Below are 13997 nucleotides of genomic sequence, written 5' to 3' on the forward strand. Positions count from 1 at the left end.
TCGAAAGAAACCGGGGTGTTCCTTTTGCACGGAAGAAATTTGTACGGTTGTCCTGTTTCAGAGATATGCAGATATCAAAATACAAATTTAATTTAATTAAACAACTCATCTTTTTCGGTTGTTAAAATAGATTTTTAGAAGAATAAATTAATAATTTTCTCATGAAATTCTCAGTCAATATATAGGATAAAACTTGACTATATGCTATAAATAATAAATAGGCATGATTTTTGCTTGTTTATTGGAAAGAGAAATATATGAAATTATCTGTTGGATTGAAAGTTGCGAATTCATTATCGTTAACGCCTCAATTGCAGCAGGCAATCCGATTACTGCAGCTCTCAAGTTTAGAATTAGAGCAAGAAATTCAAATTCAATTAGATAGTAATCCATTACTTGAAAAAGTGGAAGATGAATCACTAGCCGAAAGTTTATCCACTTTAGAAAACAAAGAAAGTAATGATCTTACAACGGAGTTAAATGCAGATCATTTACCTGATGACTTACCTGTGGATACTGAGTGGGATGATATCTATACACATCAGTCGACGGCTTTAGGTACTCCTGAGTTTGAAGAGCGTGAAGATAATCGCCAAGTTCAGATGACACTAAAAGAACATATGTTAGAGCAAGTGAACTTGCTGCATTTCTCAAAAATAGATCAGTTGATTGCTTATTGTATTATCGATGCTTTAGATGATAAGGGCTTTTTAGATGCTGAATTAGAAGAAATTATTCTCGCTGTACAATATCTATTAAATGACATGGATATTGAGGAAGAAATTGAAGAAGACGAAGTCTTAGTTGTTTTAAAACATATTCAACGTCTTGATCCAGTTGGAATAGGATCTCGCAATCTTGCTGAATGTTTAAAAATCCAATTGGATTTTCTACCAAAAGGAACTGAATATTTAAAAGAAGCAAAAAGTTTACTCCAGTATTATGAGTTATTAATTGCAAATGATTTAAATAAATTATTAAAACAAACAGGCCTATCGAAAGATGAATTAAAGCTTTCGGTTGACTTATTAAAAACATTAAAACCTTATCCTGGTATGGATTTTCAAAAGCAAGAGTCGGAATACCAAATCCCTGATGTTGTGGTTGCTAAAAAAGATCTACATTGGCAAGTCCAATTAAATCCGGATATCATGCCAAAATTAAGAATCAACTCTTTCTATTCGAGTATGATTCGTAGAGCTGATCAAAGCGATGATAATTTATATCTTCGTAATCAAATGCTTGAAGCTAAAAACTTCATAAAAAGTATTGATGAGCGGCATAAAACTTTATTAAAAGTTGCTACTTGTATTGTTGAACATCAAAAAGCATTTTTAGAGATAGGTGCTGAGGCAATGAAACCTTTGGTGCTAAGGGATGTGGCTGAAGAAGTGGAGCTTCATGAGTCTACTGTTTCACGTGTCACTACAAATAAGTACATGCTGACACCTCGTGGGCTTTTTGAGTTGAAATACTTTTTTTCTAGCCATGTTGGAACAACTACGGGAGGAGAAGCTTCTTCTACTGCAATTAGAGCTATGATTAAAAAATTGGTTTCTAATGAAAATCCACGTAAACCATTGTCTGATAATACTATTGCAGCTTTATTAAAAGATGAAGGGATAGAAGTGGCTAGAAGAACTGTAGCAAAATATCGTGAATCGTTACATATTCCATCGTCATCTGAAAGAAAAGTCTTGATCTAATTTTTGAAGTATGACTATTCTAGATGTTCATTATGACGAAATAATGAAATTTCAATTTCACCAAGAGGAGCTGCTAAAATGATTTAATTGTCCAAAGTCATCTTTTTTAGATCACATTAAATCGTTTTAGTTCTTCTTTATTAACCCAAAAAGGTGAGGGATAGAATTATGCAAATAACGATTCGTGGACATCATTTAGCAATTACACCAGCTATAGAAGAAAATATTAAAGCAAAATTTAATCAGTTAACGAAACATCTCGATCAGGTGAATAGTATGCAGATTAAATTAACTAAAGATCATCAGATTGATAAGCGCTCACACAAGGGAAGCTCGAATCATGTGGCAGAAGCAATAGTTCGCTTACCTGGGATTGAACTATTTGCTCAAGCAGCAGCAGATGACATGTATACATCAATTAAAAAGTTGACTGAAAAATTAAAAAAACAATTGTTAAAATATCGGAAAATGCAATGTACTTATTCACAAGTTGCTGTTTCTATTTGATAAGTTTTTAATAATTGAGAGAGGCTTGAAATATAGCCTCTTTTTTATTGATAAAATATAAACACGTACTGAATTCTTGGAAAAAGTTATAGTAAAATACTTCGTTTTACACCGTAGGTTGTGCCAGAGGTCTTTGCAATGAATAGTGAACAGCTCACTCAAATTTTAAAAGAAGCTTTTCCTGATGCGGAAGTAGCGGTGAGCGGACAGGCTGGAAAATTTGACCTCCGTATTGTGGATGATCAATTTGAAGGTAAGCGTACTGTTGCTCGTCAACAAGCAGTTTATGCACCATTAAATACTTATATTGCAAGTGGCGAAGTTCATGCCGTAACAATTCGTGCGATGACCAAAGACGAATGGCGCAAAGCAAGCCTTTTCGGAGCTTAAATATTAATGGATAAATTTTTAATTACGGGCGGTGTTAAGCTCGAAGGGGAAGTACGCATTTCTGGTGCTAAAAATGCGGCTTTACCATTACTTGCAGCAATGATTCTTGCTGATTCACCTATTACTTTAACCAATGTTCCAAATCTTAAAGATGTAAATACCTTGGTGAAATTAATTGGTGGATTAGGCGTCACAATTAGTTATGAAAATGACACAGTTAAAGCAGATACCTCTACTTTAGATAACCAGTTTGCTCCTTATGAACTGGTAAAAACGATGCGCGCATCTATTTTGGTGTTAGGACCATTATTGGCACGTTATGGAAATGCTAAAGTTTCGTTACCAGGTGGATGTGCGATTGGATCTCGACCAGTAGATCAACATTTAAAAGCCCTAGAAGCATTGGGTGCACATATTGAAGTTGAAAATGGTTATGTCCATGCCACTGTAAATGGTCGTCTCAAAGGCGGCGAAGTGATTTTTGATATGGTCACTGTAGGGGGCACCGAAAATATTTTAATGGCGGCTGCTTTAGCGGATGGTGTAACTACAATTCGTAATGCAGCACGTGAACCTGAAATTACTGATCTTGCTCAAATGCTTATTAAAATGGGCGCAAAAATTGAGGGTATAGATACAGATACACTTGTTGTTACTGGTGTTGAAAGTTTACATGGCTGTGAATATGCAGTTGTTGCAGACCGTATTGAAACAGGTTCGTACTTAGCTGCTGCGGCAATTACAGGTGGGCGCATTAAAACTACTCATACGGATCCGTCATTACTTGAATCTGTTTTAGATAAGTTTGAAGAAATGGGTGCGGAAGTCACTCGTGGTGATGACTGGATTGAATTGGATATGATGGGCAAGCGCCCTAAAGCGGTAAGTTTTAGAACATTACCTCATCCAGAGTTTCCAACCGACATGCAAGCGCAAATTATGGCCGTAAATGCAATTGGTCGCGGTTTTGCAACGATCTCCGAAACCATTTTTGAAAATCGTTTCATGCATGTTCCTGAATTGTCACGTATGGGTGCTAATATTCAGGTCGAAGGTCATGATGCTGTGGTGACTGGAGTTGAAAAATTGCAAGCTGCTCCAGTAATGGCAACAGACTTACGTGCTTCATTCTCTTTGGTTTTAGCGGCTTTAGTTGCTGAAGGTGATACGTTAATTGATCGTATCTACCATATTGACCGTGGTTATGAGCATGTCGAAGAGAAACTTCAAGGTTTAGGTGCCCAAATTAAGCGAGTAAGTTAATGAATGACGTAAGAAACGATGATCCTAATTTTGATGTAATGGGTAATTTTGATCATGGTTTGACCTTAGCACTCAGTAAAGGGCGTATTTTAAAAGAAACTTTACCTTTACTTGCAACAGCAGGTATTAACTTGCTTGAAGACCCAGAAAAATCTCGTAAGTTGATTTTTCCTACAACACATAAGCAAGTTCGTATTTTGATTTTACGTGCGTCTGATGTGCCAACCTATGTTGAGAATGGTGCAGCTGATTTAGGTGTAGCAGGTAAAGACGTACTCATGGAACATGGTGCTCAGCATGTTTATGAGTTATTGGACTTACAGATTGCAAAATGTAAGTTAATGACTGCTGGCAAAGTTGGAATGGAACGTCCAAAAGGTCGTTTAAAAATTGCAACTAAGTACGTCAATCTAACGCGTCAATACTATGCAAGCTTAGGTGAGCAGGTAGATGTTATTAAGCTTTATGGTTCTATGGAATTAGCACCACTTGTCGGTTTGGGCGATTATATTGTTGACGTAGTTGATACTGGAAATACTTTACGAGCAAATGGACTTGAACCATTAGAAGAAATTTGTAAAGTATCCTCACGTCTTATTGTTAATAAGGCAAGCTTTAAGCGTAAGCAAAGTTTGTTAAATCCTATCATTTCCCAACTCGAACAAGCTGTTCAATCACGTTAAAAGTAATTTCCTATCATGCTTTTGCGATAGTTGTAGATATGATGCCCACAAGGGCTTAGAAAAAGAGTAAACTTGGTTTTTCTTTTTCGCCTTGTGGGTAAATTGATGCGACGTTTATCGACTCAAGATCAGAACTTCAAACAGATTTTTGCAGAGCTTTTAGCTTTTGAAACTGTTAATGATCCTAATTTAGTTCAAACAGTAGATCAAATTATTGCTGATGTTCGTCAGCATGGTGATGATCATGTTTTAAAACTTACTCAACAGTTCGATCGACATCCAGCGCATCAATTTTCCGATCTAGAATTGTCTCAACAACAACTTAAAGCTGCGTTTGATGACTTAAATCAAGAGATTCGTGAAGCCTTGCAACTTGCGGCTAATCGTATTCGTACATTTCATGAAGCCCAGAAACAAGATAGCTGGACTTATATAGATGATTTGGGGAATACACTAGGACAAAAGGTGACACCACTTGACCGAGTTGGTATTTATGTACCTGGTGGACTAGCCTCTTATCCTTCATCTGTGCTTATGAATGCAGTACCAGCTCATGTGGCCGGCGTACCTGAAATTATTATGGTGGTACCTGCACCAAATGGTGAATTAAATCCACTTGTTTTGGCTGCTGCTTATCTAGCTGGTGTGAGTCGAGTATTTACTATTGGTGGGGCGCAAGCTGTTGCAGCTCTAGCTTATGGTACTCAAACTGTTCCGCCTGTAGATAAAATTACTGGTCCGGGAAACCGATTTGTAGCAGCTGCTAAACGTGCTGTATTTGGTCAGGTCGGTATTGACATGATTGCAGGACCTTCTGAAATTTTAGTATATGCAGAAGGGGTGAATAACGCTGAGTGGTTAGCGATGGATGTTTTATCTCAAGCTGAACATGATACGGTTGCCCAAGCTATTTTTATAACTCCAGATGAAGCTTTGCTAGAAGCCGTAGAGGCAGCAATTGAAAAGCACTTAAATGACTTGCCTAAAGCTGATATTGCACGTACGTCTATTGAAAATCGTGGGGCTTTAGTTTTGGTAAAAGACCGTACAGAAGCTGTTGATTTGATTAATCAAGTTGCACCAGAGCATTTGGAGCTATGTTTAGATGATGCTGAAGCGATGAGCGAAAACATACGTCATGCAGGTGCAATCTTCATGGGACGTTATACACCTGAAGCAATTGGTGATTACTGTGCTGGTCCAAATCACGTATTGCCAACATCCGGTACAGCGCGCTTCTCGTCACCACTGGGTGTATATGACTTTCAAAAGCGCTCTAGCTTGATCATGTGCTCAAAAGAGGGCGTAAAAACGTTGGCTAAAACCGCTGATATACTTGCTGTTCAAGAAAATCTTGATGCTCATGCGCGTTCGGCTCGTTATCGTTATCAATAAGCTTTAAGCCTTTCAGCATTTTAAATGATTATTCAGGGCTGATTTTCAGCCCTTTTTTGAGATAAGACTATGACTGTATCTACAGCACAAATGCGTTTTTGGAGTCCTGAGGTTCGTGAATTAGAGCCTTATGTGCCAGGTGAGCAACCGAAAATCCAAAATTTATTAAAGTTAAATACTAATGAAAATCCGTATCCGCCATCACCAAAAGTAGTAGAAGCGGTTCAAGCTGTGCTACATGATCAAGCTGATGCACTGCGCTTATATCCAGATCCAGATGCAACTGCCTTAAAACAAGCGATTGCTACGCAACAGAATATGGATGTATCTCAAGTTTTTATAGGTAATGGTTCTGATGAAGTGCTTGCTCATATTTTTAAAGCATTTTTCCTTCAAGATGAACCGATTTTATATCCGGATATTACTTATAGCTTTTATCCAGTTTATAGCCAATTTTTTGGAACAAAGACAAAAGAAGTTCCACTCAATGATAATTTTGAGATTGATGTTAAAGATTATGCACAACCTAATGGTGGCGTGATTATTACCAATCCCAATGCACCGACTAGTATTGCACTTAGCTTGGTAGAGATTGAACAAGTACTACAGGCAAATCCAGATCGCGTAGTTGTGATTGATGAAGCTTATGTCGATTTCGGTGCTGAGTCTGCTGTAAGTTTGGTAAACCGTTATGAAAATCTTGTGGTATGTCAAACAACTTCAAAATCGCGTTCTTTGGCGGGTTTACGTGTCGGATTTGCGATTGCTCAGTCACACTTGATTTCAGCACTTGAAGCGGTAAAAAATAGTTTTAATTCATATCCAATTGATCGCTTTGCTATTGCTGCGGCTGTGGCTTCTTTTGAAGATCAGGCTTACTTTGAAGAACAGTGTCAAAAAGTTATTACGAGTCGAGAAAAGCTGGTTAGTGATTTAACTGAACTTGGCTTTAATGTTTTACCATCAAAAGCGAATTTTATTTTTGCTTCACACCTGCAACATGAGGCTGGACAACTAGCGCAGAAATTACGTGCGCAGGGTATTATTGTTCGCCACTTTAATAAGCCTCGCATTAATCAGTTTTTACGTATCACGGTTGGAACTGATGAGCAAAATGCACGTTTAGTTCAAACTTTGAAGCAAGATATTCTTTAAAAATTATTCTGCTGTGCTGTTCATTAAGTTCAGCATAGCAGAGATTTTATCTAAGCTTTCTTGATATTCGGCCTCAGCTTCTGAGGCAATCGTAATACCACCACCTGCCCAAATAGAAAGCTGGTTTTGATATTGTTGAAAACTACGAATAAGAATATTCCAACGACCAGTACCATCAAAATTAAAATATCCTAAAGTCCCGCAATATGCTCCTCTTGGCGCACCTTCTAACTCTTCAATAATTTGCATTGCGCGAATTTTAGGGGCACCAGTAATTGAGCCGCCTGGTAAAGCGCTAAGCAACATTTGCATAGGATTAATATCATTTTTAAGTATAGCTGTGACTTCACTTACCATATGGTGAACTTGATTGAAGCTTTCAATTTCGAATAACTTTGTTGTTTTTACCGAACCTGTATTGGCATAAATACTCAAATCATTACGTAATAAATCAACAATCATGACATTTTCTGCCTGATCCTTTTGAGAGTTTTTTAATGTTTGTTTTGAAATTAAATCTTGTTCTTTATTTTCATATCGAGGCATCGTGCCTTTGATTGGTCTGGTTTTAATTTGTTTGTCTGTACTAAATTCGATAAATAATTCAGGAGAGCAGCTTAATAACTCAAAGTTATTTAATTTTAAATAACCTGAATAAGGTGCATTGGTTAAACTCCATAATTCTTCTGCTTTATTTAATAAAGCTCCTGTAAAAGTTGTATTAAACTCTTGTGTAAGATTAATTTGATAACAATCTCCTGCTTTTATATATTCTTGTATTTTATAAAAAACGTTCAAATATTCATTTTTAGACCAACGGGGATAAATATTTTTATCTAGTTTAAAAATATGTTTTCTTAAATTATTAGAAGATCTATGTAGTAATTCTGTAATGTAATTAAAAATTTCTGAATTATTTTTTTCATCACTAAAAAAATACCATTCATTATTTATTTTTTTTAGAAAAGAGTGGTAAGAACCTATAAATAAAGAGGGTTGTTGGTGTGATTGATTTTTAATAAATTGATGTGCAGAAAAATCATAACTAATGAATCCAATATATCCACCATTAAAACTAATATTTTTATTTTTTGATTCTTCAGTATGGAATTGAGTGAAGTCTAAAATACTTTCAATATTAGGTGAGTTTATATACTTATTAAGGGTATCTTGCTCGAATATAAAACTTTGCTGACCTTGAGTAACTAGATATTTTTTTGGCAGAAAGCCAATAATAGGATTGTTATCATCATAAAGATATACAAGTCCAGTTAAATCTTCTAATTTTTTTAAAATATCGGCAGCTGATAGAGTACTTTCTAAAGAGATTTTTTTCTTTAACTGAGACATTTTAAACATGACAAGTTTGGAAGAGGTCGCCTAGTTTACTACAACTTACGGTTCATCAGTCATCTAGGCGGTAAGAGTTTAACTTTTCGTCGATAAAATCATCTATTTTTTCGTTACAACTTAAGCATAATTGGTCTGCATATCTAAGAAAGTGTGACCCTTGTACCGTTTATCGGGTAATTGGCAAAAAATGCATTACAGTAGTTGAACAAAAATTAACGTAGCTGTAATTTAGTAATTGCTAAGCAAAACTACTCAAGGATTGGAAGTTTCGGTTGCCATAAAAGAAAAATGCAACTTGAGACAGTAAGAGTGGTTAAGTCAAAAAATAAATGCTCTTGGGAGAGTGCTCAATGAAAATGTTCACTAAACTTGCTTTAGTTTCTTCTTTAGCTATCAGTGCAAATGCAATGGCAATGCAGTCAATGGACGATGCAGCGCTGAGTGCAGCTACAGGTCAAGATGGTATTAATATCGGTATTGCTTTAGGCTCTGGTGGTATTTCTATTGATAAACTGTATTTACATGATAATGATGGTCTAGCATCATCAACTGGTATCACTGGTGCTTCTGGTACAGCGGGTGCAATCGCAATTAGTGGTGTAACGGTAACTCAAAAAGGTACAGGTAATCTTTTAGATTTAAAAATTGATACAAATGGTGCTTCAGGTTCAAATGGTGCTTTCTTAAATGTTGCAGCAACAGTAGGTGCTGTTGATGTACATGTAGGTTCAATTGGCGTGGGTACTTCTGGTACATTAAATACGACTACTGCTGTACGTGGTATTACTGAAACAGCTCCGACTGAGATTATTTCTGGCTTAGATTTATCTTTGGGTCAAATTTCTGCGAATGTTCAGTTAGGTTCAACTCCGCAAGGCGCGATGATCAAAGTGAACTCTAGCTTACAAGGTGGTTTAACACTATCTAACTTCGGTATTAATGATGCTGCTGGTGGTGGTAAAATTGTCCTAGACAAAGTAATGGTTCGTGGGTCAGGTAATACAACTGGTGATATGAATGTAGATGCTAACATTTCTGTTGTTCCTACAGGTTTACGTATCCAAAATAACAGTACACAAGGTATGAACGTTTATGCACAAGGAATTCACCTAGGCGCACAGACTAATGCTTCAATTGGTGATTTAGAAATTCAAGGTTTAAATGTAGGAACGTCTACAATTACTATTTCTGGTCACTAATTTAAAGAGTGATAAAAAAGCGCGTTTATACGCGCTTTTTTTATTTGCCATAATAAAACTTAACTTCATTTTTTATATTTAAATCATATTAATTTATATAATAAAAAAGAATGTAAAAAACAAATGAGAATTAATTATCAGTTTATAAATGTAAAACTATGCATTCATCAAAAAGATTAAAAAAAAGCTGTTTTTTACAGAAAAAAAAGGTATCTTCAACACACAGGGATGTAGAGCTATTGCTCTAAGAATAAAATGAATAAGGCCGGTTAGGCCACCATTTAGACCAAGTGCTTATGTTAGAGATAGTTTTAGGCTCAGCATTGATGTATTACTTTGCGACAGAAGCCTTTGAAATAGAAAAAAAGCCGCCGGGAACTGTTTATTATACAGAGACTGCCGATTCACGTAATTTATCGTTTCATCGAAATCATATCGAACCAGTTCAGATTAAACCAGCTGTAGAAGATCAGTTTCGTGGGATTGTTCGGCAAGCCTATGATTATAGTTGTGGATCTGCTGCACTTACAACTCTATTAAATGGTTATGTAGGAACCAATTTAACTGAACAGCAAACAATGAGTGGTTTGCTACAGTATGGTGAATATCAACGTATTATTGAGCGTCGAAGTTTCTCATTACTTGATATGAAGCGCTTTGTCACAGCGATTGGTTTAGACAGCGGGGGGTATCGTGGTGAGTTTTCCGATTTAGTTAAACTTGGCCAACCCGCAATTGTGCCTATTTCATATGCAGGCTTTAAACATTTTGTCGTATATAAAGCTTATAAAGATGGACGAGTGTATGTAGCTGATCCGGCTTTAGGGAATATCAGCTTTGACGAAAATCGTTTTAAACAAATTTGGGATAATAATACTTTATTTGTTATTTCTGTTCCTGAATCACAACGTAAAGACTTATTGGCATTAAAAGAGTCAGATATGCGTCATGTCGAAGATGCAACAGTCAATAAATATGCTTTCGTTGATGTTCAATATCCAACATTTAACTTTGATCGTTTAGCGAATAAAGCTTCGACCATGAGGCGTGTATTGGATAATGATAACAAATCGCCAACATATGGACAGCCGATAGAAACCTATATGCGCCTTTATTACAAGCGTAAATAGTCAAATTTAAAGTTAGTAAAATAAATAAATTGGGTGGGAAAAACATGAATAATCGATGGATGAAGATGAGTGTGTTGGCCTTAAGTATGAGCGCCATTACAGGGACAATCTATGCCGAAGATCAAGTACAACAACCGCAAGTAGAGGGAGCACAAAGCTCTGGGTTTACTGATGCGGCAAGTTCTAGTTCTGCAACAACAGATGCTAGCACACAAACGTCGAGTGTAGCTGATGCTAATAGTGTAGCTCCTGCAGCTAATACTGATGCACATCAAGCAGCAAGTGCTTTACAGAAAAAAGAAGGTGATGCTAGCCAAGAGACAAACTTGCAAGAAGTATTTACTTCAAATGAACGTCAATATTCATTGATTAAGAAAGGCGTAATTTCCTCTTATTATGACCTTGATTACACTTATTACCGCGATACTCGTATTGACTTAGCTTTATCTGATAGCTCTTCTCAACTTAACCGTTTACGTGTCGAAGAAGATGCTAACCATACATTGACGAACAGTTTTACCTTTCAGTATGGGGTCTTAGATAACTTAACTTTGTCAGCAACTGTTCCTTTCGTTGCAAAGTCTGAAATTATTAAAGATAAAACAACAGCGGGATTAGGGGATATTTCTCTTGGTGCACGTTGGGAACCCTTTCCGTTAAAGCAGGGTCGTTTACCACTTGTCCTTTTTGGTAGTGTATCTACCAAAACGGGTGATAGTCCTTATGAAATTGGTATAGATGAACTTTCAACAGGTAAAGGTTATTACTCAGTTGGTGTAGGTGCAAGTACCCGTAAATATATCGATCCAGTTGTTCTGTTTGCTTCTGCATCGGCTAACTATGGCTTTAAAGAAAGCGGTCTTAATCAGGCGCGTGGTAGTGGCGCTAAAGGACCACGATATCTTCAGAGCTTTGATCCAGGGATTAGTGGTGGGTTCTCGTTCGGTTTCGCCTACTCATTTAACTATGACGTGTCTTTAACAATGTCATATCAGCAAAGTTTTAATATGAATGCTGAGTTCCAATTTAACAATGATGAATCATATAAGTCACCAGATCAAAGTAGCGGAATGTTATCTTTTGCTCTAGGTGTACGTGTTTCACCAGATACGATTGTTAACGGTACTGTTGGTATTGGTTTAACTGAAGATGCACCAGATATTTCACTTGGTCTGTCGTTTCCGTTAGATATTTTAGGTTTTAATAAAAAACAAAAATAAGGAGATATGCAGGTGAAATATCCTAAATTATGTCCTCTAACGGCGGCAATTGTTATCTCCGGTTTTTCTAGCTTTGCCAATGCTCAATTAGGACAAAACTTAGCTGTTGATATTCGTTCACTAGCGATGGGGAATGCTGTAACTGCAGATCCTCCTGGTATTAGTGCGGTTCATTTTAACCCTGCAGCCTTAGCAAAAATTGATGGGCTACAAACCGATGTACAGGGGATTTTGGCTAACTTTGATATCCAGCGTGAATTTTCAGCTCCTCCTGGCTATAACATTTTTGGTTATTCAGATGACCCTCTTGTTTGTAATGATGGGCCGGAAGTTTCCGCTAATATTTGTACAGATTTCAAAGGGACCGTACATGGTGATGTCGAATATGCAAGCCTATATGTGCCGATTCTTAAAAAAATGGTTGATCTCGGGCCAGGGTATCCTTTAGTTGCCCCTACAGCCGGAATTGCTTATAAACCACCTGGTTCAAAAGTTACTTATGCAACAGCAGTATATGCACCATTGGTCGCTGGGTTTGGTGCAGAGAATGGTAACCCTGGCAACTATATGGGCCAGCAAGTTGCCGTAGAGCGAATCACTTATTTATCACCATCTTTTGGTTATCAAGTGAATGACCATTTATCACTTGGTGCTTCTGTGGGGATGTCTTACAACGCAATCGCACTGAAAACTGATCTACGTTTTCCCAATGAGATGATTGGTGTATTGCGTATGGTTGATGAAGTGGTATGTGCGCCTTTTAAAAATAATAGTGACATGATTACAGACTTACTATTATTTGGTATGTGTAATGCCCAAGAAGGCATGAATCCATTTAATAAAATGGGCGCATTACAAGTTTCTTTAGAACAATCATTAAGTCCAAGCTATAACTTAGGTTTACTCTGGGAACCAACTGATGACTTTGGCTTTGGTATGGTTTATCAAAGTTCTGCCAAAATGCGCCTAAAAGGCAAGTACATGATTGATAATGCCAAGGCGCCTCAAGAACTTATCAAGGGTCTTAACTCATCTGCTACAGGGCAAATTTTAGCTGCAATTCTTGGTTTACCAGGATATGTACCTAACGTTGAGTCTGGTTTGGTTGCAATGGATCTTGAATATCCGGCACATTTCCAAGCGGGGATTAAGTATAAAATATTACCCGATTTGCAAGTAAACTTTGACGTAGGATGGACAGATTATTCGGCTTGGGATAAGTTTAAATTCGAATTTGACCGCCAAATTACTTTATTAAAAGTGGCTAAGCTTTTATCTAATGACGTTACCGATAACTCATTGGCATTGCCATTGAAATTTACTTCGCCGTGGAGCTGGGGAATTGGTATTGAATACTCAGCAACTGACCGTTTGAAATTGAGAGCTGGTTACGAGCCCCGAGCTAGTTCGATACCTGATGATAAACGTAATACCATGGTTCCAATCAATAATGCGCAATTATTTGGTCTTGGCTTAGGTTATCGTTTCGATGCAGATACAGATCTAGATCTTTCAGTAGGTTTTTTACGTAGTCGTGACAATATTCCTGCCTGTTCGAGTACATTATCGAACAAGTGTGGTGTCGATAATATTTTATTAAATCCTTATTCAGGTTTAGATGTTAAAACGAATACTAAAGTTACAGTACTTGGTTTGAGCTATAGAACAAAATGGTAAAACAATATAAATCGATGTTTCGACCTAAATTTGCTATCTCGACTTTATGTATTGCGATAGCTAGTATTTCTGTATCGTATGCAGATGGTTTCTATACAATCATTGGTCCTGATGGTCGTCCAATGATTGTACCCAGTAAAAAAGTCGAACAGAAGCAATCAAATATTAGAGTGGAAGCACCGAAACAAGTTGTACAGCCGCGAGTAGATGCTAAACCTGTTCAAGAAGCACCTAAAGAAAATATTCAAAATTCAAAAGTGCCTCAAAAGTTTGAACCACACGTTAATAAAAAATTAAATACTGCACCGACTGCACCGAC

12 protein-coding genes and 1 pseudogene are annotated in these 13997 nt (G+C 36.9%); 12 read left to right on the forward strand and 1 reads right to left on the reverse strand.

Going from position 1 to position 13997, the window contains the following annotated elements; genetic code table 11:
* Positions 1–257 precede the first annotated feature (257 nt).
* From B554_RS0100105 to hisC, 7 genes are all read left to right on the forward strand, one after another.
* The gene (locus B554_RS0100105) at positions 258–1706 is read left to right on the forward strand and encodes an RNA polymerase factor sigma-54 (protein ID WP_019456520.1); all 1449 of its coding nucleotides are present in this window, start codon (positions 258–260) and stop codon (positions 1704–1706) included.
* A gap of 168 nt (positions 1707–1874) precedes the next feature.
* Positions 1875–2213: a ribosome hibernation-promoting factor, HPF/YfiA family gene (hpf, locus tag B554_RS0100110; RefSeq protein WP_019456521.1), complete on the forward strand. Its 339-nt coding sequence runs from the start codon at positions 1875–1877 to the stop codon at positions 2211–2213.
* A 138-nt stretch (positions 2214–2351) separates the two neighbouring features.
* Complete coding sequence (gene ibaG / locus B554_RS0100115; RefSeq protein ID WP_004703799.1) at positions 2352–2603, forward strand: BolA family iron metabolism protein IbaG; 252 nt, start codon at positions 2352–2354, stop codon at positions 2601–2603.
* Positions 2604–2609: 6 nt separating this feature from the next.
* Entirely contained in the window at positions 2610–3866 is a 1257-nt protein-coding gene (murA, locus tag B554_RS0100120) for a UDP-N-acetylglucosamine 1-carboxyvinyltransferase (protein ID WP_019456522.1), read from the forward strand.
* Positions 3866–4549, forward strand: coding sequence for an ATP phosphoribosyltransferase (gene hisG / locus B554_RS0100125; protein ID WP_004703796.1), 684 nt, complete (start codon positions 3866–3868; stop codon positions 4547–4549). The genes murA and hisG overlap by 1 nt, the downstream gene beginning before the upstream one ends.
* A gap of 105 nt (positions 4550–4654) precedes the next feature.
* Positions 4655–5944 carry a histidinol dehydrogenase gene (hisD, locus tag B554_RS0100130; RefSeq protein WP_019456523.1) on the forward strand — a complete coding sequence of 430 codons (1290 nt, stop codon included), beginning with the start codon at positions 4655–4657 and terminating at the stop codon, positions 5942–5944.
* Between the two features lie 69 nt (positions 5945–6013).
* A complete protein-coding gene (gene hisC / locus B554_RS0100135) occupies positions 6014–7099 on the forward strand; it encodes a histidinol-phosphate transaminase (protein WP_019456524.1) in 1086 nt (361 codons plus the stop codon).
* A 3-nt stretch (positions 7100–7102) separates the two neighbouring features.
* On the opposite strand, the gene B554_RS0100140 is transcribed toward hisC, so the two are convergent.
* The gene (locus tag B554_RS0100140) at positions 7103–8449 is read right to left on the reverse strand and encodes an anthranilate synthase component I family protein (protein WP_081400244.1); all 1347 of its coding nucleotides are present in this window, start codon (positions 8447–8449) and stop codon (positions 7103–7105) included.
* Between the two features lie 353 nt (positions 8450–8802).
* Between B554_RS0100140 and B554_RS0100145 the strand changes: the two genes are divergently transcribed.
* The 5 genes and pseudogenes from B554_RS0100145 to B554_RS0100165 form a co-directional block, all read left to right on the forward strand.
* On the forward strand, positions 8803–9651 hold the full coding sequence (locus B554_RS0100145) for a DUF6160 family protein (RefSeq protein ID WP_019456526.1): 849 nt from the start codon (positions 8803–8805) through the stop codon (positions 9649–9651).
* A 296-nt stretch (positions 9652–9947) separates the two neighbouring features.
* The gene (locus B554_RS0100150) at positions 9948–10781 is read left to right on the forward strand and encodes a C39 family peptidase (protein WP_019456527.1); all 834 of its coding nucleotides are present in this window, start codon (positions 9948–9950) and stop codon (positions 10779–10781) included.
* 44 nt (positions 10782–10825) lie between these two features.
* Positions 10826–12001, forward strand: coding sequence for a hypothetical protein (locus B554_RS0100155; protein WP_193760135.1), 1176 nt, complete (start codon positions 10826–10828; stop codon positions 11999–12001).
* 12 nt (positions 12002–12013) lie between these two features.
* Entirely contained in the window at positions 12014–13678 is a 1665-nt protein-coding gene (locus B554_RS0100160; RefSeq protein WP_081400246.1) for an OmpP1/FadL family transporter, read from the forward strand.
* A pseudogene (locus tag B554_RS0100165) lies at positions 13672–13997 on the forward strand (protein FilE); the annotation flags it as partial. The gene B554_RS0100160 and the pseudogene B554_RS0100165, both read left to right, overlap by 7 nt.

Origin of the sequence: Acinetobacter sp. GG2 (genome assembly GCF_000292385.1) — a bacterium.
GTDB lineage: Bacteria > Pseudomonadota > Gammaproteobacteria > Pseudomonadales > Moraxellaceae > Acinetobacter > Acinetobacter seifertii.

What these genes read in the sequence shown, in the direction of transcription:
- B554_RS0100145 (WP_019456526.1), top strand. Translation starts at nt 8,803, where the DNA reads ATGAAAATGTTCACTAAACTTGCTTTAGTTTCTTCTTTAGCTATCAGT.
- B554_RS0100105 (WP_019456520.1), top strand. Translation starts at nt 258, where the DNA reads ATGAAATTATCTGTTGGATTGAAAGTTGCGAATTCATTATCGTTAACG.
- hisG (WP_004703796.1), top strand. Translation starts at nt 3,866, where the DNA reads ATGAATGACGTAAGAAACGATGATCCTAATTTTGATGTAATGGGTAAT.
- murA (WP_019456522.1), top strand. Translation starts at nt 2,610, where the DNA reads ATGGATAAATTTTTAATTACGGGCGGTGTTAAGCTCGAAGGGGAAGTA.
- hisC (WP_019456524.1), top strand. Translation starts at nt 6,014, where the DNA reads ATGACTGTATCTACAGCACAAATGCGTTTTTGGAGTCCTGAGGTTCGT.
- B554_RS0100155 (WP_193760135.1), top strand. Translation starts at nt 10,826, where the DNA reads ATGAATAATCGATGGATGAAGATGAGTGTGTTGGCCTTAAGTATGAGC.
- ibaG (WP_004703799.1), top strand. Translation starts at nt 2,352, where the DNA reads ATGAATAGTGAACAGCTCACTCAAATTTTAAAAGAAGCTTTTCCTGAT.
- hisD (WP_019456523.1), top strand. Translation starts at nt 4,655, where the DNA reads ATGCGACGTTTATCGACTCAAGATCAGAACTTCAAACAGATTTTTGCA.
- B554_RS0100150 (WP_019456527.1), top strand. Translation starts at nt 9,948, where the DNA reads ATGTTAGAGATAGTTTTAGGCTCAGCATTGATGTATTACTTTGCGACA.
- B554_RS0100140 (WP_081400244.1), bottom strand. Translation starts at nt 8,449, where the DNA reads ATGTCTCAGTTAAAGAAAAAAATCTCTTTAGAAAGTACTCTATCAGCT.
- hpf (WP_019456521.1), top strand. Translation starts at nt 1,875, where the DNA reads ATGCAAATAACGATTCGTGGACATCATTTAGCAATTACACCAGCTATA.